Consider the following 25,660-nt stretch of genomic DNA (forward strand, 5'->3'; position numbering starts at 1 on the left):
CTAATTAACTATTCTCTTGGCAGATGCCTGTATGGCAAATGCGTATTGTGATGACTACTTGTGTGTGACAGCTTTTACTGCCCTGTCGCCGCAGAATTGAATCAGGTAAACCAAAACAACCAGTAATATTAATACCGTATTCATGACCGTCGCGTTATAACCAATATAACCATACTGATAACCAATTTGACCTAAGCCGCCTGCGCCCACGGCTCCACCCATAGCAGAATAGCCTACGAGTGTGATTAGCGTGATAGTTGCGGCATTAATGAGTCCCGGTAATGCTTCCGGCAGTAATATTTTTCTGATGATTTGCATTGGCGTTGCACCCATCGCACGGGCGGCTTCGATCAGGCCGGTAGGAATTTCAAGCAGCGCATTTTCCACCATACGGGCAATAAACGGCGCTGCACCTACGGTGAGGGGAACGATAGCCGCTTGCAGGCCAATCGAGGTTCCGACAATGATGCGGGTAAAAGGAATCATCCACACCAGCAAAATAATGAATGGAATCGAGCGGAAAATGTTTACCAGTGCAGAAACGGTTCGGTAGAGTTTTGGGTTGGCGATGATTTGCCCCGGACGTGTGGTATACAACAAAACGCCTACGGGTAAGCCAAGCACAAAGCCAAAGAAACCAGAAACGAACGTCATCGCGACGGTTTCCCATACTCCCTTAGCCATTAACCACATCATTGCTTCAGACATAACCCAGAACCTCAATTGTAACGTGACTTTCCTGCAGGAATTGGATTGCGGCTTTGATGTCAGCATCGTTGCCGTGCATTTCTGCCAGCATGATGCCGAACTTAACGCCACCAGCATAATCCATCTGAGCGCTGATAATGTTGTTGTTGACGCTAAAGCGTCGAGCAACCTCGGACAGCAGCGGAGCATCCACTGATTTACCGGTAAACTCCATTCGTAATAATGGCGTGGTATCCGGGCGAGAGTCGGGAGACAAACGGGCGAGGTAATCGTCTGGGATGTCCAAGTGTAACGTGGACTGAATGAATTTCTGTGCCAGTGGCGTTTTCGGGTGTGAGAAGACTTCGCTTACCGTGTCCTGTTCGATGAGTCGTCCTTCGCTGATCACCGCAACCTGATCACAAATACGTTTCACCACGTCCATTTCATGGGTAATAAGAAGGATGGTTAGACCGAGGCGGCGATTGATGTCTTTCAGTAACTCAAGAATCGAACGGGTTGTGGCAGGATCTAATGCACTGGTTGCTTCGTCACACAACAGAACTTTAGGATTGCTCGCCAACGCACGGGCAATGGCGACTCGTTGCTTTTGTCCGCCGGACAAATTGGCGGGGTAGACATCATGCTTATCTGCCAGCCCAACCAGCTCCAACAACTCATTGACTCGTTTGGTGATGTCGGATTTCGGCGTGTTATCTAATTCCAGTGGTAGCGAAATGTTGCCAAAAACGGTGCGCGAAGCGAGCAGGTTGAAATGTTGGAAAATCATGCCGATTTGACGGCGTGCACGGGTCAAGTTGCTATCTGACAACTGAGTCAGTTCTTGTCCATTGACCAGCACTTTCCCTTCTGTCGGACGTTCCAATAAATTGACGCAGCGGATCAATGTACTTTTACCTGCGCCCGATGCGCCGATAACGCCATAGATTTGCCCCGTTGGGACATGAAGGCTCACATCAGCAAGCGCGGTAATTGTCCGCCCGTTCTGCTGGAAAACCTTAGTAATATTAGAAAGTTCAATCATATTTTTTTATCGTGAGTGCCTATGGCTGGATAAATCAGTTTCTGAATTAACAGAATATGAAATGGATGTTAGGGCGTCTAGACGTCTAAGTCAATCGGGATTGTCATGGCCTTGCATTCTCCCTATCGGCGAAAACATGCGATACTACCGCGTAATTCACGCCATTCAGGAGCAAAGTCAGTGGCACAAAGCGTTCCAGCAGTTTTTCTTGATCGTGACGGCACGATCAATGTCGATCACGGTTATGTTCATGATATTGACCATTTTCAGTTTATTGATGGTGTCATTGACGCCATGCGAGAGCTGAAGAGCATGGGGTTCGCGCTGGTTGTGGTGACTAATCAGTCCGGCATTGCCCGCGGTAAGTTTACAGAAGATCAGTTTATGCAACTGACGGAGTGGATGGATTGGTCGCTGGCCGATCGTGGTGTTGATCTGGATGGCATCTATTTTTGTCCGCATCACCCTGAAGCTGGGGAAGGTGAGTATCGCCAGAGTTGTGATTGCCGTAAGCCTGAGCCGGGCATGCTGCTTTCCGCACAGCATGAGCTGAACATTGATATGGCGGCTTCTTATATGGTGGGAGACAAATTAGAGGATATTCAGGCTGCAATTTGTGCTGGTATAGGAAAAAAACTGCTGGTTCGTACTGGTAAACCCGTTACTGAGCAAGGCGAAGCACTGGCTGATGGTGTGCTGGAAAGCCTCGCAGATCTGCCAAAATGGATAAAAACGCGCAGTTAACAAGCGGAACGAATGAAAGATGCGCAAACAGAAAAAAGTTTACGAGATTTGCTTGCGCTTCTGAATTGGCTCCCTATAATGCGCCTCCATCGACACGGCGCTGTGAACACACAACTGGGTCGATAAAGAAAGAGAAAACGCTTTAAAATAAGCATTGACTCCGAAGGTGAAAAGCGTAGTATACGCCACCTCGCGAAGTGGTTAAGGCCACAACGCACTGCTCTTTAACAATTTAATCAGACAATCTGTGTGGGCACTCACAAGACCGTATCTTAACGATATAAAAAAGTCTTGAAGAGTGAACAACAGTAAATTCATTACGAATAAACAGTTACTAATTCTTTGAGCATCGCTGACGAGTTCAGCAAATCAAACAAATCTTAAATTGAAGAGTTTGATCATGGCTCAGATTGAACGCTGGCGGCAGGCCTAACACATGCAAGTCGAGCGGTAGCACAGGAGAGCTTGCTCTCTGGGTGACGAGCGGCGGACGGGTGAGTAATGTCTGGGAAACTGCCTGATGGAGGGGGATAACTACTGGAAACGGTAGCTAATACCGCATAACGTCTTCGGACCAAAGAGGGGGACCTTAGGGCCTCTCGCCATCGGATGTGCCCAGATGGGATTAGCTAGTAGGTGAGGTAATGGCTCACCTAGGCGACGATCCCTAGCTGGTCTGAGAGGATGACCAGCCACACTGGAACTGAGACACGGTCCAGACTCCTACGGGAGGCAGCAGTGGGGAATATTGCACAATGGGCGCAAGCCTGATGCAGCCATGCCGCGTGTGTGAAGAAGGCCTTCGGGTTGTAAAGCACTTTCAGCGGGGAGGAAGGCGATGAGGTTAATAACCTTATCGATTGACGTTACCCGCAGAAGAAGCACCGGCTAACTCCGTGCCAGCAGCCGCGGTAATACGGAGGGTGCAAGCGTTAATCGGAATGACTGGGCGTAAAGCGCACGCAGGCGGTCTGTTAAGTTGGATGTGAAATCCCCGGGCTTAACCTGGGAACTGCATTCAAAACTGACAGGCTAGAGTCTTGTAGAGGGGGGTAGAATTCCAGGTGTAGCGGTGAAATGCGTAGAGATCTGGAGGAATACCGGTGGCGAAGGCGGCCCCCTGGACAAAGACTGACGCTCAGGTGCGAAAGCGTGGGGAGCAAACAGGATTAGATACCCTGGTAGTCCACGCTGTAAACGATGTCGATTTGGAGGTTGTGCCCTTGAGGCGTGGCTTCCGGAGCTAACGCGTTAAATCGACCGCCTGGGGAGTACGGCCGCAAGGTTAAAACTCAAATGAATTGACGGGGGCCCGCACAAGCGGTGGAGCATGTGGTTTAATTCGATGCAACGCGAAGAACCTTACCTACTCTTGACATCCAGAGAACTTAGCAGAGATGCTTTGGTGCCTTCGGGAACTCTGAGACAGGTGCTGCATGGCTGTCGTCAGCTCGTGTTGTGAAATGTTGGGTTAAGTCCCGCAACGAGCGCAACCCTTATCCTTTGTTGCCAGCGATTCGGTCGGGAACTCAAAGGAGACTGCCGGTGATAAACCGGAGGAAGGTGGGGATGACGTCAAGTCATCATGGCCCTTACGAGTAGGGCTACACACGTGCTACAATGGCGTATACAAAGAGAAGCGACCTCGCGAGAGCAAGCGGACCTCATAAAGTACGTCGTAGTCCGGATTGGAGTCTGCAACTCGACTCCATGAAGTCGGAATCGCTAGTAATCGTAGATCAGAATGCTACGGTGAATACGTTCCCGGGCCTTGTACACACCGCCCGTCACACCATGGGAGTGGGTTGCAAAAGAAGTAGGTAGCTTAACCTTCGGGAGGGCGCTTACCACTTTGTGATTCATGACTGGGGTGAAGTCGTAACAAGGTAACCGTAGGGGAACCTGCGGTTGGATCACCTCCTTACCAAGAAGATGTGCGTTAAGTGAAGTGCTCACACAGATTGTCTGATGAAAATAACGAGCAGAAATACCTTAATAGGCTTGTAGCTCAGGTGGTTAGAGCGCACCCCTGATAAGGGTGAGGTCGGTGGTTCAAGTCCACTCAGGCCTACCAACTCTTCCGTGAGTGGTATCTAAGGTATCTGTAAGCAACGATGGGGTTATAGCTCAGCTGGGAGAGCGCCTGCCTTGCACGCAGGAGGTCTGCGGTTCGATCCCGCATAGCTCCACCATCACTACTCGCGCTATAGAAAACTTCAGAGTGTACCTGTTAGGGTGCACTGCGACGTTTTGCTCTTTAACAATCTGGAACAAGCTGAAAATTGAAACATGACAGCTGAACATGCATGACAGCCTTCGGGTGTGTCGTGGTGAGTCAGTCTGTCAATGAGTCTCTCAAATAATCGCAGCGCGACAGTGACTTTGATTTATCAAAGACATCTTCGGGTTGTGAGGTTAAGCGACTAAGCGTACACGGTGGATGCCTAGGCAGTCAGAGGCGATGAAGGGCGTGCTAATCTGCGATAAGCGTCGGTAAGCTGATATGAAGCGTTATACCCGACGATACCCGAATGGGGAAACCCAGTGTGTTTCGACACACTATCATTATGTGAATACATAGCATAATGAGGCGAACCGGGGGAACTGAAACATCTCAGTACCCCGAGGAAAAGAAATCAACCGAGATTCCCCCAGTAGCGGCGAGCGAACGGGGAGGAGCCCAGAACCTGAATCAGTTTGTGTGTTAGTGGAAGCGTCTGGAAAGTCGCACAGTAAAGGGTGATAGTCCCGTACACAAAAATGCACAAGGTGTGAGTTCGATGAGTAGGGCGGGACACGTGACATCCTGTCTGAATATGGGGGGACCATCCTCCAAGGCTAAATACTCCTGACTGACCGATAGTGAACCAGTACCGTGAGGGAAAGGCGAAAAGAACCCCGGCGAGGGGAGTGAAATAGAACCTGAAACCGTGTACGTACAAGCAGTGGGAGCCTACTCGTTAGGTGACTGCGTACCTTTTGTATAATGGGTCAGCGACTTATATTCTGTAGCAAGGTTAACCGAATAGGGGAGCCGCAGGGAAACCGAGTCTTAACTGGGCGTTAAGTTGCAGGGTATAGACCCGAAACCCGGTGATCTAGCCATGGGCAGGTTGAAGGTTGGGTAACACTAACTGGAGGACCGAACCGACTAATGTTGAAAAATTAGCGGATGACTTGTGGCTGGGGGTGAAAGGCCAATCAAACCGGGAGATAGCTGGTTCTCCCCGAAAGCTATTTAGGTAGCGCCTCGTGAACTCATCTTCGGGGGTAGAGCACTGTTTCGGCTAGGGGGTCATCCCGACTTACCAACCCGATGCAAACTCCGAATACCGAAGAATGTTATCACGGGAGACACACGGCGGGTGCTAACGTTCGTCGTGAAGAGGGAAACAACCCAGACCGCCAGCTAAGGTCCCAAAGTCATGGTTAAGTGGGAAACGATGTGGGAAGGCATAGACAGCCAGGATGTTGGCTTAGAAGCAGCCATCATTTAAAGAAAGCGTAATAGCTCACTGGTCGAGTCGGCCTGCGCGGAAGATGTAACGGGGCTAAACCATGCACCGAAGCTGCGGCAGCGACACTTAGGTGTTGTTGGGTAGGGGAGCGTTCTGTAAGCCGTCGAAGGTGGCCTGTGAGGGCTGCTGGAGGTATCAGAAGTGCGAATGCTGACATAAGTAACGATAATGCGGGTGAAAAACCCGCACGCCGGAAGACCAAGGGTTCCTGTCCAACGTTAATCGGGGCAGGGTGAGTCGACCCCTAAGGCGAGGCTGAAAAGCGTAGTCGATGGGAAACAGGTTAATATTCCTGTACTCGGTGTTACTGCGAAGGGGGGACGGAGAAAGCTAGGTTATCCGGGCGACGGTTGTCCCGGTTTAAGCGTGAAGGTGGATGACCTTGGTAAATCCGGGTCGTCATTAACACTGAGGCGTGATGACGAGTCACTACGGTGATGAAGTAACCGATGCTACGCTTCCAGGAAAAGCCTCTAAGCTCCAGGTAACATCAAATCGTACCCCAAACCGACACAGGTGGTCAGGTAGAGAATACTCAGGCGCTTGAGAGAACTCGGGTGAAGGAACTAGGCAAAATGGTGCCGTAACTTCGGGAGAAGGCACGCTGATGGTAAGTGAAGTGACGTGCTCACGGAGCTGAAATCAGTCGAAGATACCAGCTGGCTGCAACTGTTTAATAAAAACACAGCACTGTGCAAACACGAAAGTGGACGTATACGGTGTGACGCCTGCCCGGTGCCGGAAGGTTAATTGATGGGGTCAGCCGCAAGGCGAAGCTCTTGATCGAAGCCCCGGTAAACGGCGGCCGTAACTATAACGGTCCTAAGGTAGCGAAATTCCTTGTCGGGTAAGTTCCGACCTGCACGAATGGCGTAATGATGGCCAGGCTGTCTCCACCCGAGACTCAGTGAAATTGAACTCGCTGTGAAGATGCAGTGTACCCGCGGCAAGACGGAAAGACCCCGTGAACCTTTACTATAGCTTGACACTGAACCTTGAGCCTTGATGTGTAGGATAGGTGGGAGGCTTTGAAGCGTGGACGCCAGTCTGCGTGGAGCCGACCTTGAAATACCACCCTTTAATGTTTGATGTTCTAACGTGGGCCCGTAATCCGGGTTGCGGACAGTGTCTGGTGGGTAGTTTGACTGGGGCGGTCTCCTCCCAAAGCGTAACGGAGGAGCACGAAGGTTAGCTAATCCTGGTCGGACATCAGGAGGTTAGTGCAAAGGCATAAGCTAGCTTGACTGCGAGAGTGACAGCTCGAGCAGGTGCGAAAGCAGGTCTTAGTGATCCGGTGGTTCTGAATGGAAGGGCCATCGCTCAACGGATAAAAGGTACTCCGGGGATAACAGGCTGATACCGCCCAAGAGTTCATATCGACGGCGGTGTTTGGCACCTCGATGTCGGCTCATCACATCCTGGGGCTGAAGTAGGTCCCAAGGGTATGGCTGTTCGCCATTTAAAGTGGTACGCGAGCTGGGTTTAGAACGTCGTGAGACAGTTCGGTCCCTATCTGCCGTGGGCGTTGGAAGATTGAGAGGGGTTGCTCCTAGTACGAGAGGACCGGAGTGAACGCACCACTGGTGTTCGGGTTGTGATGCCAATTGCATTGCCCGGTAGCTAAGTGCGGAAGAGATAACCGCTGAAAGCATCTAAGCGGGAAACTTGCCTCGAGATGAGTCTTCCCTGGGCACTAGATGCCCCTGAAGGGCCGTTGAAGACGACGACGTAGATAGGCTGGGTGTGTAAGCGTAGCGATACGTTGAGCTAACCAGTACTAATGACCCGAGAGGCTTAACCTTACAACACCGAAGGTGTTTTAAAGACTCATAGAGAACGATATTCAGCTTGTTCAGAGATTGGTTCTGGTGGTTACGGAGATGACAAAGAGAAAGTCATGTAAAGTAACGGCTGGAATGAAACAGAATTTGCCTGGCGGCGATAGCGCGGTGGTCCCACCTGACCCCATGCCGAACTCAGAAGTGAAACGCCGTAGCGCCGATGGTAGTGTGGGGCTTCCCCATGTGAGAGTAGGGAACTGCCAGGCATCAAATTATACAGGTGCGCTGATATGGCTCAGTTGGTAGAGCGCACCCTTGGTAAGGGTGAGGTCCCCAGTTCGACTCTGGGTATCAGCACCAGTTACTTGGGTTAATGTTCGGTTTAAAAAAGAATTTACCTGGCGGCGATAGCGCGGTGGTCCCACCTGACCCCATGCCGAACTCAGAAGTGAAACGCCGTAGCGCCGATGGTAGTGTGGGGCTTCCCCATGTGAGAGTAGGGAACTGCCAGGTTTCAATTAAGATAAAAGGCCATCCTGTTAAGGATGGCCTTTTGTTTATTTCAGGATAGTAAACTCTTCATTTTACCTGAATAGACTCGCTTCTTCTTATTAAACAACCTCATAATAACGTCCTCGTTGTTGCTGCTTTATTAGTTCCCATTCTGACGGTATTGCAGAGTGTGGCGAGCACTGTCATTGTCTCCTCATTGGTGATGCTTTCGCTGATTATTGTCAGTTTCTACACGTCCATCAGCGGCATTTTAAAAGCAGAAATGTGCCCGCCTGAAGTTCGGGCGTTGGGCGTAGGCTTATCTTATGAGGTTGCTAATGCGCTGTTTGGTGGTTTGGCTGAGTATGTTGCACTTTCGCTGAAATCGTTTGGTATGGAAACAGCTTTCTTTTGGTACGTATCAGTGATGGGGGCGATTGCGTTTATTGTGTCATTGACGCTGCATCGCAGAGGGAAGGGAATGAAACTTTAGTTTTCAGACCGCTGCCATAACGCCTGGTCGGTAGTTGCACCGGCAGGCTCCCAAATGACAATAAAAAAACCTCGGCTTCCGAGGTTTTTTTAAAGCAGAGCACGGGTCTTAGAGAATACGGCTGATGAGTCGATCGATACGGATACGGCGCAGACGTCGTATCAGCTTGCGGACTTTCACGGGATATTGCGCAATGCTCTCCAGTTCCGTATAGCTTTGTACGACGTGAGTATGCGTCCTGATCGTGTCCAGTTCGTCCAGACGTTGCTGCAATAGAACCTTCTGAGGATCGTGAATCAGGATGGCATTTTCCAGATCCAGACGCCATGCGCGTGGGTTAAGGTTATTTCCCGTCAACAGTTGCCACTTGTCATCTACCCACATGCCTTTCAGATGGAAGCTGTTATCACCATCTTTCCATAGCCGTACAACAAGCTGCTGATTCTCAATGTAGCGTTCCAGACGACTCAGGAAACGGCGAAGGTTGATCTCATAGAGATACGGTAACGCGCCGATAATTTTAAAAGGCTGATCTTCTGGAATATAGAAATCGTTAGCGGTCTTATCTCCGATAATAATTTCTACTTTTTTACCGTCTCGTAATAGCCGGATGATATTTCTTACCAGCAGCGCTGGCAGGTTGAAATACGGGGTACAGATAACCACATGTTCATCAGCGCAATACATCAGGTGATGTATGGTCTTATTCAGCGGACTTTGTTTTCCTAACCCGACCAATGGCGTGACGGTTAATTCGTTCGCGTCTGTGCTGTGTTCCGGGGCTTGATAATTGGCAGTACGCAACGTTTGGCGGAACTGCTTAATATCATTTTTGATTTCCAGACTCTTGGGGCGATCGGTATGATCCAACCGCTGTACTGCCGGAGCCGATAGCATGGTCTGGATATATTGCACCATCGTATCGGCCAATGCCGGATTATGAATCAGCTGATAGCGGTCATAACGGTATTTCTGATGTTGGTGCAGATAAACATCATTTAGGCTGGCCCCGCTGTAGATAACTGTGTCATCGACAATGAATCCTTTCAGGTGCAGCACGCCCAATGCTTCGCGTGTGTTGACAGGAATGCCATAGATAGGGAAATGCGTGTCTGGATGTTTTTTCGCCATATCGCAATACCAGTCAGCATTGGTATTTTCTGCCGCTGCGCCGATTCTGCCGCGCTGAGCACGATGCCAGTCTACCAGAATGCGGACATCCAGCTCTGGGCACTGCCGTTTGGCTTCATAAATTGCGGATAGAACTCCCATGCCGCCGTCATCACGCTCAAGATATAACGCTACGATATAGATGCGTTTTTTAGCACTCAAAATGGCGTTGATCAGCGTCGTGCGGAAAAGCTCAGGCGAATGCAACGTCTGAATATCATCTGCGTTCTGAGGAATTCTGGGCAGTTGTGCAAGGTGCTGTTGGTATTTATTGCGTTTAAAATTTGACAGCATCACAGTGCGTTTCTTCTCTCATCAGTTTATACCCACCATACGTCGAGCTGCATTAGGGTATATGACCTTCTGGTCATTATCAAAAGTTAAGGAGTAGTCGAATGGGCGATAATACCATTACTTTCCGGCTGTTGTGAGTCTGTTTTGCCATTGAATCGATATCACAATTCCCGTTGCAAGAGCCATGTCACGTATTACTATCAATTCCTCAGCGGCAATTCCAGTGTCACAATTCCCTCTTCTAATTGTACGTCGATGTGAAAACCGAGCTTTTTGGACAGCTGGATCATGCCTTGATTATGCGGCATGGTGATGCCAGTCAAGCGGGAGAGACCATGTGCTTTGGCGTAATCAATCAGCTTTTCCAACAGGCGTCTGCCAAGGCCCAGCCCTTTTAGATCGGATCGCACCAGCACGGCAAATTCCGCATCCGTATTATCCGGATCGGAAATCGCACGCGTCACGCCAATAATCTCAGTCTCCTCACCGAGCTGGCGCACGGCAACGAATGCCATCTCACGATCGTAGTCAATTTGTGTCATATTGGCTAAGTCTTCGTGAGTAAATTCATTAATTTCGCTGAAATAACGGTAATACAGATCTTCTTTCGTCACTCTTGCAATGAACGAACTGAGCAGCGGTTCATCTTCCGGCAAAATGGGTCGGAACAGACAGCTATCACCATTTTTGAGGGTAACTGTTTCTTCCAACTCGTGTGGATAAGGGCGGATTGCCAGCCTTGACTGCGGATCGCCACTGAACGGCGTCAGATGTAGCGTGACATCCAGCAGCGTAAAGGTGTCCCCAGACGCCAGCAGAGGATGAATGTCTAACCGGGAAATTTCAGGGCAGTCGAGAATCAGGTTGGAAACCTGAACCAGCAAGCGGCTGAGCGCGGGAATGTCCAGCGGACGCAGCGCGCTGTATTCCCGAATTTTGCCGCCTTTCACCGCTTGCAGCACCAAATAACGGGCCAGCGTCATATTTAGCGGAGGCAGGGCGACGGCAGCTTGTTTTTCTCGCCACTCAACGCCGCCTTCTCCTAGCATAATCAGCGGACCGAAAACGGGATCCTGCTCGACGGCAATCCTAAGCTCCTGCGCACCAGCGCGATTTGCCATGCTCTGCACGAGCAGACCGTAAATGCGTGCCTGTGGGTAGGTGCGCTTCACTCGGTCAAGAATGGCATCTGCCGCCTGCTGGACTTCTCTGGCGGTTCGCAGGTATAGCATGACGCCCTGAACTTCCGATTTATGCGGAATATCTGGCGATCTCAGCTTAATCGCGACCGGATAGCCAATTTGTTCGGCGATATGGACGGCTTCTGCGCTATCGCCAGCAATCCAAGTAGGTAACGTATCCAAACCGTAGGCTTGCAGGATCGGCTGAACTTCATGCGTGTCGAGCTGCGTCACGCCGTCTGACAGCGCCTGATGAATCAGCGCATGTGCCTGACTGGCGTTGATGCCTAAATTGAGCGGCAGCGCTGGGGTTTCCTTTAGCTGTTTCTGATTACGTCGATATTCGACGGTATGCATAAATGCCGTGACCGCGCCTTCCGGTGTGCGATAGGTCGGAATGCCAGCGTCGTTAAACAAACGTCGCGCTTCCTGCGAGGAAAATTCGCCGCACCAGTTGGTCAGTAGCGTAATTCTTTTCCCACGCGGATGCTGTTGGAAGAGCGTGATCAACTGAGATGCGCTATCGGTGCCGGGAGCCGCGGCGCTGGGCGCGTGAATGATTAATAGTGCATCGACTTCATCGCTGTCCAGTAATACTGAAACCGCTGCCAGATAGCGAGCCGCAGTCGCGTCATCACGTAGATCGAGCGGATTGCCGATCGTGACGGTCGGCGGTAGCGCGTCCTGTAGCGCTTGTCGGGTCGCCTCGCTGAGCTGTGCCAGCTTTCCTTGTCGGCTGAGGAGCTGATCCAGCGCCTGTGCAGCGGGCGATGCGCCATTGCTTACTAGCATCAAGCGTTCACCGCGTAGCGGCCGCAGGTGGCTTAAGGTTTCCACCGCGGAAAAAAGCTCATGCGTATCTCGTACCCGCAGTAAGCCTGCGCGTTGAATTGCCGCGTCATAGGCGGCATCCAGGCCGTGGCGCTGGTCATTCAGCAACTGCTGTGCCTGCTGGCTGCGCCCGCTTTTTATCACCAGTATTGGTTTATTCCGGGATGCGCTACGAGAAGCGGAAAGAAAGCGGCGCGCATCGCTGATGTGTTCCAGATGCAGCAGAATCGCACTGGTTTTGCCATCGCGTGCCAGAAAATCTAACAGGTCGTCGACATCGATATCCAGACTGTCGCCCAGAGCGATAAAATAGGAAAAACCAATGCCGCGCTGCTGCGCCCAGTCCAGTATCGTGTTGGACACAGCGGCCGACTGCGAAATGAATGCCAGCTTGCCTTTCATAATCGGTACAGGGGAGAAACTGGCATTCAGGCCTTGCCAAGGCGCGAGTAGCCCGAGGCTATTAGGGCCAAGCAGACGCATGTGGTAGCGTGCAGCGCAGGCCTTTAATTCGCTGAACTGGGTCGGTGGTGCGGAGAGGATGATGACCGTTTTGCAGCCTTTCTGGCCCAGATCGTCTAACAGCGTGAGATTACGGCTGGCGTTGGTGCAAATCACGGCAAGGTCGGGCGTCATGGGCAGGCTGGCAACAGTCGGATAGGCCAGCACGCCGCAGACGGCACGATACTTCGGTGTAACAGGCAGCACGGGGCCGCTGAAATGGCCGTCCAACAAATTTTTCATCATCAGAAAACCGGCTCTTCCCAGTTTTTCGGACGCGCCGAGAACGGCGATAGACTTAGGGCGTAGCAGTGCTTCCAATCCGCGCTGGCTCATGCGTCACTCCTTCACATTAATCCCCTTTGATACTAAACGCTTTCTGCCGGTTGTGCTGTGACGGTGGGTAAACTTTCTCGCAAGCTGTGGTGTGATTTCCCCGCCAGATAGTGTCGCCGGAAACGATCAAAATGCTGGGATAGCGCGTCGGCCGCGACGATATCCCCCGCCTGTGCGAGCAGGGCGATGGCAATTTCGGCGGTGCAGTGCTGTCCTGCGCTGCTGGCTTCACGCAGTTGATAGCGGGAAAGTGCCTCTACATTCAGCGACAGGATCGGCAGGTTGTCCAGATAGGGACTTTTACGGAACATTTTACGCGCTTCCGGCCAGGTCCCGTCGAGCAAAACAAACAGGGCGGGCTTTTCCGTTACGGGAAGTTGGTGAAACACCTGACGTCCTTCTTCCGCAGCATCGGCAAGGAAAACCAGATACGGCTGAATGTCTGGGTTTTGTAGGGTCGCAAGCAACTCGGGATCGGGCTCGGTGCGTGACCAGCGAAACGCCAGCGTTTCGGGAAGAATATCGGCGATAAGACGTCCGGTATTGCTCGGCTTTAACGGTTCGGTATCAAACATGATCAGACAGACGCGGCTGCGGGATTGCTGCGCCTGAATGGTATGGCACAGGCAGTTGGTTGCGGGTAATAAACACTGCTGGCAGCGTACTACGCGGCAACCGCGGGCGCGGAACGGTTTGGTGGACTGCTCAAGACGTTGCTGGCGCAGGCGGAGTACGGCATTGTCCGTGAGGGGACGGTTAACCGTTAAAGGATGGTTGATCATGAAATAGATGACGCCATGAGATTCTGCAACGAATCGGCTTCTTTCTCATCATTGAGAAGCTGATTCAGAAAGGCAACATTCTAATCGACAGGCGGGTTGACCAAAAGGGTAGGAGGCAATAATACCTGCTATCCTACCCTAATTCTCTACAGTGATTCGTCCAGCCAGCTCTCAAACTGTGCTTTTGGTAGCGCACCGTTGAGGATATCGGCCATCTGACCCTGTTTGAAGATCATGAGGGTTGGAATACTGCGGATACGGAAACGTGCGCTGAGTGCCGGTTCGGCTTCGGTATTGACCTTAATAAAGCGGATTTTCCCGCTACGCTCCTGCGCGACGTTTTCAAACACCGGGGCGAAGTTGACGCAGGGGCCACACCAGGGCGCCCAGAAATCGATTACGACGGGAAGATCGTCCTGTAACAGCTTATCGAGCGTCGCTTCTGTTGCATTGGTAACGTCACCGCTGAATAAGGTTTCTCCGCAACGACCACACTTTGCATGGTCATCAACACGCTCTTCTGGCAGGCGATTGGTTGTTTGGCAAGATCCACATACCGTATTCATAACAGGGCCTCAGATAAAAGGGCTAAAATAAAGATGTCGCTGATAAAATGCGCGCAATGCGGCATTGGAAAGTCAACGTCATGTTGCTTAAGCGTGAATAAATTATGGTGGGGAGACATTATGGCAACAACGTGGTTTGCCCAATAGCTACAATAGCTTCTGACTGTTAGCGCTCTTTTACCACAAGCGTGTGGCTAAGCGGGTGTACATAAGGTAATCTTCGCGCCCAGCGCGTAGGTGGAGAGAACAATGAGCGATTCATTCAATAGTAAAAGCGGCAAAGTCCGTGTGATGTACGTCCGTAGTGATGATGAGGGCGAGAAAGAGAATAAAAACAAGCGCCCAACTGACAAAGATCGCCGTGGCGATCGGCGTGATGGCGGTGGCTCTCGCGATCAACGCGAAAAGCCGAAGCATCCCCGCGACGTTAACCCGCGCTATGCCCGGGAAAATCCGTCCCGTGACGGCGATAGCAATGCTAAGTCGCCGTGGGGCAATAAAGATCGTAATGAACGCAGTGGTGATAAGCCTCGCCGGCCGCGCGGTGAAGAGACGGGAGGGTATGAATCCCCGTGGAAAACCGTGTCTCGTGCGCCAAGCGATAGCGAAACGCCGGACCATGGCGGTATCACAGGCAAGAGCCATATCGATCCTGAGCAACTGCGTCGCCAGCGTCAGGAAGAAACACGTGTCTACGGCGAAAATGCCTGTCAGGCGCTGTTTAAAAACCGTTCTGAGGTGATCGTTCGTGCCTGGTTCCTGCAAGAAGTGACACCGCGTTTCCGCGATGCACTGCGCTGGATGGCGGCAAACCGCAAGGCTTACCACGTTGTGGAAGAGGACGAGCTGATTAAGGCTTCCGGCACTGAGCACCACGGCGGTGTCTGCTTCCTGATTAAAAAGCGTCAGGGACTGGATGTGCGTGAGTACCTGAAAACGGCTGGCGAGCAAGACTGTGTACTGGCGCTGGAAGATGTGGGTAACCCGCACAACCTCGGCGGCATTATGCGCAGCTGCGCGCATTTCGGCGTGAAAGGTATTCTGGTGCAGGATGCGGCGCTGCTGGAATCCGGCGCGGCCGTGCGTACGGCAGAAGGTGGTGCGGAACACGTTAAAGCGATTAACGCTGACGATTTCCTGTCCGTGCTGACAGAGTTCCGTAACGCAGGTTATACCATCGTGACCACCTCCAGCCATAAAGGTACGGCATTGTCGCAAGCGACGCTTCCGGCGAAAACTGTGATCGTGCTGGGTCAGGAAGGCGATGGTCTGTCTGATAGCGCCTGGCAACAGGGGGACGTAAAAGTCTCTATCGGCGGTACCGGTAAGGTGGAAAGCCTGAATATTTCGGTCGCAACGGGCATTTTGCTGTCCGAGTGGTGGCGACAGAATCAGGCCTGATATCACGCATCGACGCACAGGGAGAATTGGCTCCCTGAGTCGGTGTAACCACGGATGAGAGGACGATTGATGAAGCAGAAAGTTATCGCGGTATCGTTGCTGTTGGGTACATTGCTGGTAAGCGGTTGCCATTCGCTGCCGCACTCGTCCGTTGCCGCTACGTCAGCCGCTGATGCGTGTCAGATTGGTGATAAGCAGGTGCAGACCACGCTTTATTTTGGTTTGAATCGTCCTGCTGGTCCAGTGATTTCAGAGGCTGAGTGGAAAGCGTTTTTGGATGGTGACGTTACGCCACGCTTTAAAGAAGGCCTGACGGTGTTTGATGCCAAAGGGCAATGGCTGGGGAACGATGGCGTGGTTGCCCGAGAGAACAGCAAGGCGCTGATGTTGATTCACGGTGCTGATAAAGAGCGTGATATTGAAGCGCTGCGCACCACCTACAAATCACGTTTCGCGCAGGAATCCGTCATGCGGATTGATGCTCCCGTCTGCGTCGCTTTCTGATTCATATAGTTTGTAATCCCATAGACAGAACAAGAACGGTGATAATGGGATAGAAGAGTAAAGCGTTTGCGCCATGGACAAAAACGTCAGGAACGTTTTTGAACGTCGCTTACGACGGCCCTAAAAGGGTGAATCTCAGGGATGAGATTCATATCTGCGCAACCCGAGCGTTCACTTTGGACAGCAGTGTGCCGATACCTTTGATAATCAGCGGTAAATGCGCCAGTGCTGCAAAATGCCGATCAGCGCAGAAATAAAGACGATAGGGCAGAGCACGTTGAGGAAGATAAAGGAAAGCCCTTGTGCGTTCATCCCGCCGAACACAAAATCGGTCCCTTGATTGGCAAAAGATAATAGCTTTTCAAACAAACCAGCAAAGGCGCTAATCGCGTTAAGCCCGATGCTGGAATGCAAAAGGAAATAGGCCAGCAAAATTTCAATCACCAGCAGTTGTACAATAAAGCGCAGTCGGATGCGTTTTCTGTCGTGACTGACGAGCAGTGCCAGCAAAAAAATGGCTGCCGTTGCCAAAATGAAATGTAAAACCTGTGACATAGAAGAACCACGTAATCCCCGAATAAAAGAGGCGCATTGTAATCGGAATGTGAAAATATGTTCATCCCGAATCTGTAAATCCTTATTCACTACCGCGCTATAAGAAGGGGGAGTGTATTTGAGTCATCAGGGGTCGGTGGGAAGGGTAAAAGAGGCTTCCCCTTCGGCCAGTTGCTGGCGGAAGGGGACAGAAAGCTTACGGTGAGTTAGTGCGCCCCACCGCCTCCACCGCCAGTGGTAAAGGGCGGTTTAGCGAACCAGACCAGCACCAGCAGGACCAGAAAGACGGCCGCTGCGGCCCAGAAGATTTCGTTGGCAGAAATAATCAGTCCCTGTGCGGTAATCTGCTCTGCGATGTAGGCTGAGGCCTGCGTTTGGCTCATCCCCATTGCCTGAAGCTGCTGGTACGTTTCCTGCGCGATCGGATTATAGGGCGTGATAGATTCCGTCAGGTGCGCATGGTGTAGCGATTCGCGCTGCGTCCAGAGCGTGGTGGTCAGCGACGTTCCGATTGAGCCCGCCAGCGTACGCGCAAAGTTCGATAGGCTCGATGCTGCCGCCAAACGTTCCGGCGGAAGCCCAGACAGCGTGATGGTCGTCAGCGGCATGAAGAAGCAAGCGACGGCAAACCCCTGAACAAACTGCGGCCAGGCCGATGCGCCGAAATCCATGCCCGGCTCAAAGGTGTACGCGCGCCAGTAAAAGCAGACGGCGTACATGATAAAGCTGAACGTCACCAGTTTGCGCATGTCCAGACGCGGCGCGAATCGACCGATGATCGGCGACAGCACCACCGGCATCAACCCAACGGGGGCGGATGCCAGCCCCGCCCAGGTGGCGGTATAGCCATACACCTCCTGCAACAGTTGCGGCAAGAGCACGATCGCCCCGAAGTAAAACATGTAGGCTAGGCTGATACACAGACAGCCAATGGTGAAGTTGCGCGATTTAAACAGCGATAAATCCACCACTGGGTGGTCGTCGGTTAGCTCCCAGACAATCAGGAACGCGATTGCAATCACCGCCACCACGGTTAGGGTGATGATTTCCGTCGAGTTAAACCAGTCCAGTTCTTTTCCGCGGTCGAGCATCATCTGGAGGCTACCGATACCGACAACCAACAATGCCAGCCCGATGGTATCGATGGGTTTGATCTCGGTTTTGGTTTCTCGCCCGCGCAGCGTTTGCATGGCAATAAATACCACGGCGATGCCGAGCGGAACGTTGATGAAGAATATCCAGCCCCAGTGATAGTTGTCGCTAATCCAGCCGCCCAGAATCGGGCCACAGATCGGCGCGACGACCACGGTCATCGACCATAGCGCCAGAGCGATGCTGCGTTTTGCAGGAGGATAATTGCTGAGCAACAAACTCTGTGACAGCGGGATCAGCGGCCCAGCGACAATCCCCTGCAACACGCGGGAGAAAATCAGCATTTCCAGGCTGGTGGATATTCCGCATAGCCAGGACGTCAGAGCGAAGAGTGCCGTTGACCACAAAAACAGGCGGACTTCCCCAAACCGTTTGGCCAGCCAGCCGGTAATAGGAATAGAGATGGCGTTGGCGACCCCGAACGAGGTGATGACCCACGTTCCCTGTGAGTTGGACGCACCCAGATTACCGGCGATGGTCGGAATAGCGACGTTGGCGATGGTAGAGTCCAGCACCTGCATAAACGTTGCCAGCGACAGAGCAACGGTCATCCAGGCCAGACTCGCGCCTTTAAGCGGTTCTCTCTGCACGTTTCTCTCCTGCCCGCTTAACCGGCATTCGCCTGAATAATGGCGCTGATTTCCTGATTAACAGGCGTGAGATCCAACGTCAGCGCATCACTTTGGTAGGCCGGCGTGGTGCGTGAGGTTTCCGCTAACGCGCTGCCTTCGGTATTGGCGGTATCGACATTAACCAGCGCGGACAGACCGATACGCAACGGATGTTCGGCGATCTGTTTCGGATCGATCTCAATACGTACGGGCAGGCGCTGCACAACCTTGATCCAGTTGCCCGTCGCGTTCTGCGCTGGCAGCAGAGAGAACGCGCTACCGGTACCCATATCGAGACCGACCACTTTTCCCTGATACACGACGTCGTCACCGTAGATATCCGCGATCACGGTAGCCGGTTGGCCGATACGCATATTGGCTAACTGTGTCTCTTTGAAGTTCGCATCGACCCACAGGTGATTGGCAGGAACGACGGCCATCAGCGCTGATGTCGAAGAGATACGCGCCCCAATCTGCACGCTGCGGCGTGAGACATAGCCGTCGAGCGGGCTGACGATTTTGGTACGCTGTAGCGCCAGCCAGGCATCGCGCATTTCTACGGAGGCTTGCTGTATGGCGGGTTGCTTCTCAAGCGGCGTATCCAGAATCATTGCCTGATTCGCCTGATATTGCTGTCTGGCGACTTCCAGTGCGGCTTTGGCGGTTGCGACGGCATCACGAGCATGCTGCACTTCTTCACGCCCGATAGCATTAGCGCTGCCGAGTGCTTCCCGGCGGCTCAAGTCACTTTGCGCCTTGTTCAGCTCGGTTTGGCGCAACTCAATATTGGCCTGATACTGCTTACTGTTGATGATCAACTGGTGCGTCTGGCGGACGCTGTTGGCCAACCCGGTTTTCGCGCGTTCAAACGCCTGCTGGGCATCGGTCGGATCTAACTCCACCAGCACCTGTCCCTGCTTAACAAAATCGGTATTGTCGACGTTAACATGGGTGACGCTGCCGCTGACCTGCGCCATGATCTGAATCTGATTCCCTGCGACGTAGGCGTCGTCGGTGCTTTGGTGGTGTCTGAGCACTAGGAACCAGTAAACCAACCAGGCACAGCCCAGCACGACGAAAATAAACGTCAGCAGTGATAACACGCGCTTGCGCTGCTGTTTTTTATTTTTCTGTGGCGTCTGTGGCACCCGATTTTCCACACTTTCACTCATGGTATTTTCTCTCTTTTTATTTTCTTTGTATCGGCTATCGCACCAGACAGAACAGTCTGGCGATAGTCGCAATGAATTCATTTTGCTGTGCGGCCTGGGGGGCTTAAGGTCGCTAGCCCAGAGCGTGAGATTGCCGTTTTGCTAAGCCGCATACCGCGGTTGCGGAGAAGCCATGCTTAATTTTCGCAGCAAAACGCCTCCACCCGATACATAAGCATCGGGTCATTCCGAGTGGAAAGGTGCTGACTATTGTTTTTTGTTGTTTTTTCTGTTATTCGTTGACTGACTCGTCCATCTCATCCAGCCGGACCAGCAGCTTTCTCATCAGGCTTTCGAGCTGTTTTTGCTCACCAGATTCAAGCACGGAGCAAAGCACATGGAGGCTATGGTGCTGCGGTGGAATCAGTTGACCAAGAAATGCTTTACCTTCTTCTGTCAGATGCAGATGTAGGCAGCGTCTGTCACTACTGCTTTCACGCCGTTCAATCCAGCCTCTTTTTTCCAGATCGTCGGCAATGCGCGTCGCGTTAGTGCGTGACGATCCCAGTGCGGCACTGAGTTCAGAGGGCTGAATGCTATAAGACTCTTGAGATTCCAGTGTCAGCAATGCCATGAAGAGGGTTTCATTGATGCCCTGTTCTTTCAGAATTCGGTTTCTGTGTTCCAGGATTTTGCCCTGTACGTGCATGAATAAACGCAGCAATAGCACTTCCTGACGCGGGAAGTCGGGCTTACGCGAAGCACGCAGGTCGAGCATTTGTTCTATAGGAGTGAATGAACTGTCCATTTTTTATATAAACCTCATTAATCACGGAATGCATAGTAACTAATGTTACTAACTGGGTAAACGGCATTAAGGTGGGAAATTGTGCTTATTTCTGTGACAGAAAGTAAGCGGAGAATCGCTTAAAATGAAGATTATTCACCGATTACTTTATTTAAATCAAAATGTTAGTTGATAATTCGCACGACGGATTCAAAGCAGTTTAAAGGTAATGCCGTAGCAGAGCGCGCCCAGTAACGTTGATAAGACGATACTGCGGGTTTTATAAAAACAGGCGGTCAGCGTAATGAATCCTACCAGCGTTGGCAGCAGCTTTTCACGATGCGCGAGAATATCCGGCACGCTGGAAACAATCAGCAGCGCACAAATGGAAGCAATGCCGATGCTATCAAGCAACAGCGCTTTTTTGCCGCGTTGCAGTGAACCGGAAGCGCGTGAGGCGCTCAGCCGCAGAGGCAGATAGCGGAAGAGGTAGTTCACCAAGCCGACAATCAGCCCGATAAGAATGACTTCTGTACTCATGCGTTCACCTGTGGCGTGGCAGGATTCACCAGCGAAGCCAGACAGCCGCTTAGAATGCCGAACAGTATTGCGGCTGGGATGGAGGACAGCAGCAGGCCAAGCAGCGCGCCGCCGAGCGCGCAGGCGACGACCAGACTCTGTTTCCGCCTGAAGGACGCGAGTAAAAAACTCAGGAACAGTGCGGGCAGCATAAAAGACAGCGCCGCTTCAACGGCAGGGTAATCATTCAACGGGCCGTTACCGAACACGGCTCCGATCACCGTGCCGAGCACCCATGAGAGCCAGGCAAGCAGCGACACGCCCATCATCCACTCTTCTGACCAGCGGCGGTTATCTTTCGCCAGTCGGGTGGCGGCTGCAGCAAAGACTTCGTCCGTCAGGCCGAACGCCCACAGCGCGGTTTTTCGGGTCGGTAGTCGCTGCGCAATACGATGCCGTAAAGCAGGACCATACAGCACATGGCGGACATCCATCGCCATGACGGTCAATGCTGCCACCCAGATGGACATGCCTGCGCTGAGCAGGGCGGTGATGACGAACTGGCTGGCTCCAGCGTAAATGATGCAAGAAAGGAAAATGCCTTCCAGCGGGGTAAAACCTAGCTTGACGGCGTTCATACCAAACGCGAATGCTACGGGCATGTAGCCGATAACAATCGGCAGGCTGTCAAATACGCCTTCGCTAAAAGACGCAGATTTTGTTGGTGCAGATGAGGTTAATGTCTTCACTGGCTTGATATGTTTTGTTCTTAAAGGAAATTAACCGATAACACTAGCAAAGCATCACCGGAATTTCACGTTATTACGTAACTGGCGTGATGGTTTTTGACGAAATGGTATCGGGTGTAATTTTCTCGCGAGAAACTGTCTCAAATAAGACAGTCTCACGCGAGTGTGTTGCAAATACGAAGGTCTACAGCGCTGCCATCTCGTCCTGTGTCTCATGATGATGGCTTCGCCACCACACCAGCAGATTCAACAGGCTGATAATGCCGCCCGCGGCACAAACCCCGAGCCAGCCCCACTGCTGGTAAGCCGAGGCGGAAAGGAGCGATCCCAGCGCGCCGCCGATAAAATAGCTGGTCATATAACCTGCCGTCAGGCGATTACGCGCTTCGGGCATCATACGGTAGATCACACTCTGGTTGGTCACGTGTACGCCCTGAACCGCCAGATCCAGCACGATAATACCAATGAGCAGCGCCGCAACGGAATGAATACCGAGCGCGATAAAGCCCCATGACAGCAAAAGTAGGATAATCCCCACGCTGGTGGTCGGTTTGGCTTTGCCCTGATCGACTAAACGCCCAGCGCGTGATGCAGCTAAAGCTCCGGCCGCACCGACCAGTCCAAACAGGCCGATAACGCCTTCGGAATAGCCGTATGGCGGAGAGGCCAGCAGGAAGGCCATTGACGTCCATAGAATGCTGAAATTGGCAAAGGACAGGCAGCCCAGGATGGCACGCGTGCGCAGCAGCGGAGTGGCAGAGAACAGGCGGAAGATTGAGACGAGCAACTGCGGATAGTTCAGCGTATTTTGCTGAGGAATACGCGGCAATGCCCGCCACAGAACCAGCGCCATGATGACCATCAGCGTGCTGGCAACCCAGTACACGGTGCGCCAGTCACCGAGTGAAGCAAGCGCACCCGCGACGGTACGCGCCAGCAGAATCCCCAGCAGCAGACCACTCATAATCGTGCCAACGACTTTACCGCGCGTTTCCGGCGTCGCCAGCGTCGCGGCGAGAGGCACCAGCAGCTGTGCGACAACGGAGAACAGCCCGGTCAATGCCGTACCGGCAATCATGATCCAGAGCGTGGGGGCAGAGGCGGTGATCAGCATCCCAGCCGCGGCGAGTAGCGTCATGCCGACAATCAGCGTTCGGCGTTCAAACATATCCCCCAGCGGCACCAAAAATAGCAGGCCGACGGCATAACCCAGCTGTGCGGCGGTGACAATGAACCCTGCCTGATTAACGGAAAGCGCAAAGACTCTGGCAATGGTCTCCAGCAGCGGCTGGGCATAATAGTTACTGGCGACGGCAAGACCGGTCGCGACAGACATAATCAGGGTCAAAGACAGGCTAAGCCCCGGTTGCGGCTGGGGTGATACAGATTGTTGCTGAAGAGACATAGTGTGAACGTTAATATGATGTTAAAAGCAGAGGGTATATAGTATCCGGCAGAGCCTAATGAGATACCAGAATATCTTTACGCTGCTTAAGTTTGTTTTGTTTTTCCTGAGATTGATTTAGCTTATCGCCAAAGTCATAACATTATCGACAGGGGACATTATGTTTAAGCATTATCAGATATTTAAGAAAAAAAGCGTTGCAGTGTTAATGGGATGTGCACTTCTGCCCGCAGCAGCGCTGTGGTCGATGGGCGCGCAGGCGGTTACGGCCGTCTACGTCTCTGCTGCCACTGACGGCGCAATCGATGCCTACACACTCAACATGCAAAGCGGCGAATTAACCGCTATTGGGAAAGCTGCCGCTGGCGCGAAAGTGATGCCGATGGCGATTAGCCCAGATAAATCCTTCCTCTATGCCGCGACGCGCGGCATTCCTTACTCGGCGGTTAGCTATAAAATCGATCCTAAAAGCGGCGTGCTGAGCCCGTTAGGCAAAGCGGAATTGCCGGACAGCATGGCCTACATCTCGACGGACCGAACTGGAAAGTGGCTGTTCAGCGCCTCGTACGGCGGAAATAAAGTCGCCGTTAATGGCATTGATAACGATGGCAAAGTGAACGCGAGTGTCGTCACCGTGGTGCCGACAGGTGAGAAGGCACACAGTATTATTGCCGACCGCAAAAATAAATTCGTTTTTGCCAGCAATCTGGGCAGCGACCAAATCGTACAGTTCCGGTTTGATGCGAAAACCGGCACGCTGACGCCAAATGAACCGGCAGAAATTACGCTGCCTAAAGGAAACGGACCGCGCCATCTGGTGTTATCGCCAGATAATAAAACGCTCTACGTGAGCAATGAACTGTCCGGCAAAGTCGCGCGTCTAGCGTTGAATGAAAATACAGGGCAGCTCACGCTGTTGGATTACACGGACACCGTGCCGGCCGATGCAGGGATGCGAGCGGGAACTGTTACGCCAGATAAAAATAGCACTGACAGCCGTCCACAGATATGGAGCGCCGATTTACGTTTGACGCCAAATGGAAAATTCCTGTACGTATCGGAACGCACCAAAAGCACGATTGCGCTGCTGCGGGTAGAACCGAAAACCGGGCAGTTGCAATACATTACGCGCTACCCGACGGAAACGCAGCCGCGCGGCATTCAGATCGATCCAAGCGGGAAATTCCTGATCGCCAGCGGCGAAAAATCGACGTCGCTGTCGGTGTATCGCATCAATCAGGATAACGGGGATTTAGTGCGAGTAGGGCAATTTCCGACAGGAAAAGGCGCGAACTGGGTCGAAATCGTTAACCTGCCGTAATTATCGCCCATCAATGAAAAACGCCCCTTTCCTGTGAAAGGGGCGTTCGTCTACCGGTGATTATTTCGCGGCATCGGCAGCGGTTTTCACCCAGCCGTCAAACAGCTGCTGGTGTGTTTTGATCCAGCCATCAACATGACGTTCGATATCCTTCTGTGAACCCTGACCTTTGTGCATACGTAGGTTCTGCGCATTCACATCCGCAATCGGCAGCTTCATGATAGCGAACAGCTTCGCCGCTGCTGGGTTTTTCTCGGCCCAGGCTTTATTCGCGGCAATCTTCATCGTGTTAACGGGGAAGCCATAGTCGGCACCGTTTGGCAGCTTGGTGCTGACATCTTTCATTTCACCCGGTTGAGAAGAGAAAGGTACCTGCAACCAGACTACGTCACGCCCCGGTACCAGCACATCACTCACCCAGTACGGCGTCCAGGTGTAGTACAGAATCGGCTTGCCTTCTTTATAACGGGTGATGGTATCGGCAATCATCGCCGCATAGTTACCCTGATTATGTTCTACCGTGTTGGTTAAGCCATAGGCAGGCAGGTGATGATTAATCGCCGCTTCACATCCCCAGCCCGGCGTACAGCCCGTCAGATCGGCTTTGCCGTTGCCATTGGTATCAAACAGCTTGGCGATTTTCGGATCTTTTAGCTGTGCAATATTGGTAATTTTGTATTTATCAGCCGTTTTCTTATCGATCAGATAACCCTGTGCAGCACCGGAGACATATTCACCCTGACGGTAGAATTTCGCGTCCCCGCCAGCGGCTTTGTACTGATCGGCGTGCAGCGGATCCCAGTTCACGGCGATAAACGTCGCATCGCCGGAGGCAATTGAGGTGTAGGCCACGTTGTAGTCCACTTCACGGGGGGATTGGACGTCATAGCCCAGTTTTTCCAACGCGCGGCTGACCAGCAGCGTCTGGAACGTTTCTTCGGAGATGGTGCTTTGCACCGGAATAACGGAGATACCTTTACCAGGTTGCGCGGTGTCTGCGGCGTAAACCTGCGTACTCAACAGGGCGGTAGTCAGGGCGGTGGCCCAAAGTGTGGTGTTACGCATCATGATTCCCTCTGTTTTT

Annotated in this window: 17 protein-coding genes, 3 tRNA genes, 4 rRNA genes and 2 pseudogenes; 12 read left to right on the top strand and 14 right to left on the bottom strand. The window is 52.3% G+C overall.

Going from position 1 to position 25,660, the window contains the following annotated elements; genetic code table 11:
• Positions 1–54 precede the first annotated feature (54 nt).
• Positions 55–708, bottom strand: a complete 654-nt coding sequence (locus tag IG609_RS04095; RefSeq protein ID WP_010681577.1) for a methionine ABC transporter permease MetI — start codon at positions 706–708, stop codon at positions 55–57.
• On the bottom strand, positions 701–1,732 hold the full coding sequence (metN, locus tag IG609_RS04100) for a methionine ABC transporter ATP-binding protein MetN (protein WP_193397280.1): 1,032 nt from the start codon (positions 1,730–1,732) through the stop codon (positions 701–703). The genes IG609_RS04095 and metN overlap by 8 nt, the downstream gene beginning before the upstream one ends.
• Positions 1,733–1,912: 180 nt before the next feature.
• Here metN and gmhB point away from each other — a divergent pair, with 180 nt between their 5' ends.
• The 9 genes and pseudogenes from gmhB to IG609_RS04145 form a co-directional block, all read left to right on the top strand.
• A complete protein-coding gene (gmhB, locus tag IG609_RS04105; protein ID WP_193397279.1) occupies positions 1,913–2,476 on the top strand; it encodes a D-glycero-beta-D-manno-heptose 1,7-bisphosphate 7-phosphatase in 564 nt (187 codons plus the stop codon).
• A gap of 382 nt (positions 2,477–2,858) precedes the next feature.
• Positions 2,859–4,400, top strand: a 16S ribosomal RNA gene (locus IG609_RS04110).
• A 73-nt stretch (positions 4,401–4,473) separates the two neighbouring features.
• Positions 4,474–4,550 (top strand) — tRNA-Ile (locus tag IG609_RS04115).
• Between the two features lie 42 nt (positions 4,551–4,592).
• Positions 4,593–4,668: transfer RNA gene (locus IG609_RS04120), tRNA-Ala, on the top strand.
• Between the two features lie 221 nt (positions 4,669–4,889).
• A 23S ribosomal RNA gene (locus tag IG609_RS04125) occupies positions 4,890–7,796 on the top strand.
• A gap of 129 nt (positions 7,797–7,925) precedes the next feature.
• Positions 7,926–8,041: ribosomal RNA gene (rrf, locus tag IG609_RS04130) — 5S ribosomal RNA — on the top strand.
• Positions 8,042–8,059: 18 nt separating this feature from the next.
• Positions 8,060–8,135: transfer RNA gene (locus IG609_RS04135), tRNA-Thr, on the top strand.
• Positions 8,136–8,172: 37 nt separating this feature from the next.
• Positions 8,173–8,288: ribosomal RNA gene (gene rrf / locus IG609_RS04140) — 5S ribosomal RNA — on the top strand.
• The 16S, 23S and 5S rRNA genes sit together here with 3 tRNA genes alongside, the layout of an rRNA operon.
• 130 nt (positions 8,289–8,418) lie before the next feature.
• Positions 8,419–8,760: pseudogene (locus IG609_RS04145) on the top strand (alpha-ketoglutarate transporter); the annotation flags it as partial.
• Between the two features lie 108 nt (positions 8,761–8,868).
• Here the strand turns inward: IG609_RS04145 and pssA are convergent.
• The 4 genes from pssA to trxC form a co-directional block, all read right to left on the bottom strand.
• Positions 8,869–10,224, bottom strand: a complete 1,356-nt coding sequence (gene pssA / locus IG609_RS04150) for a CDP-diacylglycerol--serine O-phosphatidyltransferase (protein ID WP_193399188.1) — start codon at positions 10,222–10,224, stop codon at positions 8,869–8,871.
• Positions 10,225–10,424: 200 nt separating this feature from the next.
• The gene (locus tag IG609_RS04155; protein ID WP_193399146.1) at positions 10,425–13,073 is read right to left on the bottom strand and encodes a bifunctional acetate--CoA ligase family protein/GNAT family N-acetyltransferase; all 2,649 of its coding nucleotides are present in this window, start codon (positions 13,071–13,073) and stop codon (positions 10,425–10,427) included.
• 32 nt (positions 13,074–13,105) lie between these two features.
• The gene (locus IG609_RS04160) at positions 13,106–13,855 is read right to left on the bottom strand and encodes a tRNA-uridine aminocarboxypropyltransferase (RefSeq protein WP_193399147.1); all 750 of its coding nucleotides are present in this window, start codon (positions 13,853–13,855) and stop codon (positions 13,106–13,108) included.
• Positions 13,856–14,001: 146 nt separating this feature from the next.
• Positions 14,002–14,421 (bottom strand): thioredoxin TrxC, encoded by a 420-nt coding sequence (gene trxC, locus IG609_RS04165; protein WP_102119433.1) that lies wholly within the window; start codon positions 14,419–14,421, stop codon positions 14,002–14,004.
• A 249-nt stretch (positions 14,422–14,670) separates the two neighbouring features.
• On the opposite strand from trxC, the gene IG609_RS04170 reads away from it, so the two are divergent.
• Both IG609_RS04170 and IG609_RS04175 read left to right on the top strand, forming a co-directional pair.
• On the top strand, positions 14,671–15,822 hold the full coding sequence (locus tag IG609_RS04170; RefSeq protein ID WP_102119434.1) for a tRNA/rRNA methyltransferase: 1,152 nt from the start codon (positions 14,671–14,673) through the stop codon (positions 15,820–15,822).
• A 69-nt stretch (positions 15,823–15,891) separates the two neighbouring features.
• Positions 15,892–16,326 carry a DUF3574 domain-containing protein gene (locus tag IG609_RS04175; RefSeq protein ID WP_102119435.1) on the top strand — a complete coding sequence of 145 codons (435 nt, stop codon included), beginning with the start codon at positions 15,892–15,894 and terminating at the stop codon, positions 16,324–16,326.
• A gap of 169 nt (positions 16,327–16,495) precedes the next feature.
• On the opposite strand, the pseudogene IG609_RS04180 reads toward IG609_RS04175, so the two are convergent.
• The 7 genes and pseudogenes from IG609_RS04180 to IG609_RS04210 all read right to left on the bottom strand — a co-directional run.
• Positions 16,496–16,881, bottom strand: a pseudogene (locus IG609_RS04180) (Na+ dependent nucleoside transporter N-terminal domain-containing protein); the annotation flags it as partial.
• Between the two features lie 206 nt (positions 16,882–17,087).
• On the bottom strand, positions 17,088–18,584 hold the full coding sequence (gene emrB / locus IG609_RS04185) for a multidrug efflux MFS transporter permease subunit EmrB (protein WP_240349007.1): 1,497 nt from the start codon (positions 18,582–18,584) through the stop codon (positions 17,088–17,090).
• A 56-nt stretch (positions 18,585–18,640) separates the two neighbouring features.
• Positions 18,641–19,816 carry a multidrug efflux MFS transporter periplasmic adaptor subunit EmrA gene (gene emrA, locus IG609_RS04190; protein ID WP_102119437.1) on the bottom strand — a complete coding sequence of 392 codons (1,176 nt, stop codon included), beginning with the start codon at positions 19,814–19,816 and terminating at the stop codon, positions 18,641–18,643.
• 271 nt (positions 19,817–20,087) lie between these two features.
• Positions 20,088–20,603, bottom strand: a complete 516-nt coding sequence (gene mprA / locus IG609_RS04195) for a transcriptional repressor MprA (protein WP_014916439.1) — start codon at positions 20,601–20,603, stop codon at positions 20,088–20,090.
• 189 nt (positions 20,604–20,792) lie between these two features.
• Positions 20,793–21,122, bottom strand: coding sequence for an L-valine transporter subunit YgaH (gene ygaH, locus IG609_RS04200; protein ID WP_102119438.1), 330 nt, complete (start codon positions 21,120–21,122; stop codon positions 20,793–20,795).
• Complete coding sequence (locus tag IG609_RS04205) at positions 21,119–21,850, bottom strand: AzlC family ABC transporter permease (RefSeq protein ID WP_010282655.1); 732 nt, start codon at positions 21,848–21,850, stop codon at positions 21,119–21,121. Before IG609_RS04205 ends, ygaH begins: the two co-directional genes overlap by 4 nt.
• Positions 21,851–22,034: 184 nt before the next feature.
• Positions 22,035–23,255 (bottom strand): MFS transporter, encoded by a 1,221-nt coding sequence (locus IG609_RS04210; protein ID WP_116227098.1) that lies wholly within the window; start codon positions 23,253–23,255, stop codon positions 22,035–22,037.
• 160 nt (positions 23,256–23,415) lie between these two features.
• Here IG609_RS04210 and IG609_RS04215 point away from each other — a divergent pair, with 160 nt between their 5' ends.
• Positions 23,416–24,576: a lactonase family protein gene (locus tag IG609_RS04215; RefSeq protein ID WP_193399148.1), complete on the top strand. Its 1,161-nt coding sequence runs from the start codon at positions 23,416–23,418 to the stop codon at positions 24,574–24,576.
• Positions 24,577–24,636: 60 nt separating this feature from the next.
• Here the strand turns inward: IG609_RS04215 and proX are convergent, their stop codons facing one another.
• Positions 24,637–25,641 (bottom strand): glycine betaine/L-proline ABC transporter substrate-binding protein ProX, encoded by a 1,005-nt coding sequence (gene proX / locus IG609_RS04220; RefSeq protein WP_193399189.1) that lies wholly within the window; start codon positions 25,639–25,641, stop codon positions 24,637–24,639.
• Positions 25,642–25,660: the final 19 nt, after the last annotated feature.

It is taken from the genome of Pectobacterium quasiaquaticum (assembly GCF_014946775.2).
In the GTDB taxonomy this organism is placed as follows: domain Bacteria; phylum Pseudomonadota; class Gammaproteobacteria; order Enterobacterales; family Enterobacteriaceae; genus Pectobacterium; species Pectobacterium aquaticum.

Coding starts and splice junctions, on each gene's coding strand:
- IG609_RS04095 (WP_010681577.1), bottom strand. CDS start 708: ATGTCTGAAGCAATGATGTGGTTAATGGCTAAGGGAGTATGGGAAACC.
- pssA (WP_193399188.1), bottom strand. CDS start 10,224: ATGCTGTCAAATTTTAAACGCAATAAATACCAACAGCACCTTGCACAA.
- metN (WP_193397280.1), bottom strand. CDS start 1,732: ATGATTGAACTTTCTAATATTACTAAGGTTTTCCAGCAGAACGGGCGG.
- proX (WP_193399189.1), bottom strand. CDS start 25,641: ATGCGTAACACCACACTTTGGGCCACCGCCCTGACTACCGCCCTGTTG.
- trxC (WP_102119433.1), bottom strand. CDS start 14,421: ATGAATACGGTATGTGGATCTTGCCAAACAACCAATCGCCTGCCAGAA.
- emrB (WP_240349007.1), bottom strand. CDS start 18,584: ATGACCGTTGCTCTGTCGCTGGCAACGTTTATGCAGGTGCTGGACTCT.
- IG609_RS04155 (WP_193399146.1), bottom strand. CDS start 13,073: ATGAGCCAGCGCGGATTGGAAGCACTGCTACGCCCTAAGTCTATCGCC.
- IG609_RS04175 (WP_102119435.1), top strand. CDS start 15,892: ATGAAGCAGAAAGTTATCGCGGTATCGTTGCTGTTGGGTACATTGCTG.
- IG609_RS04160 (WP_193399147.1), bottom strand. CDS start 13,855: ATGATCAACCATCCTTTAACGGTTAACCGTCCCCTCACGGACAATGCC.
- IG609_RS04170 (WP_102119434.1), top strand. CDS start 14,671: ATGAGCGATTCATTCAATAGTAAAAGCGGCAAAGTCCGTGTGATGTAC.
- ygaH (WP_102119438.1), bottom strand. CDS start 21,122: ATGAGTACAGAAGTCATTCTTATCGGGCTGATTGTCGGCTTGGTGAAC.
- emrA (WP_102119437.1), bottom strand. CDS start 19,816: ATGAGTGAAAGTGTGGAAAATCGGGTGCCACAGACGCCACAGAAAAAT.
- IG609_RS04215 (WP_193399148.1), top strand. CDS start 23,416: ATGTTTAAGCATTATCAGATATTTAAGAAAAAAAGCGTTGCAGTGTTA.
- mprA (WP_014916439.1), bottom strand. CDS start 20,603: ATGGACAGTTCATTCACTCCTATAGAACAAATGCTCGACCTGCGTGCT.
- IG609_RS04210 (WP_116227098.1), bottom strand. CDS start 23,255: ATGTCTCTTCAGCAACAATCTGTATCACCCCAGCCGCAACCGGGGCTT.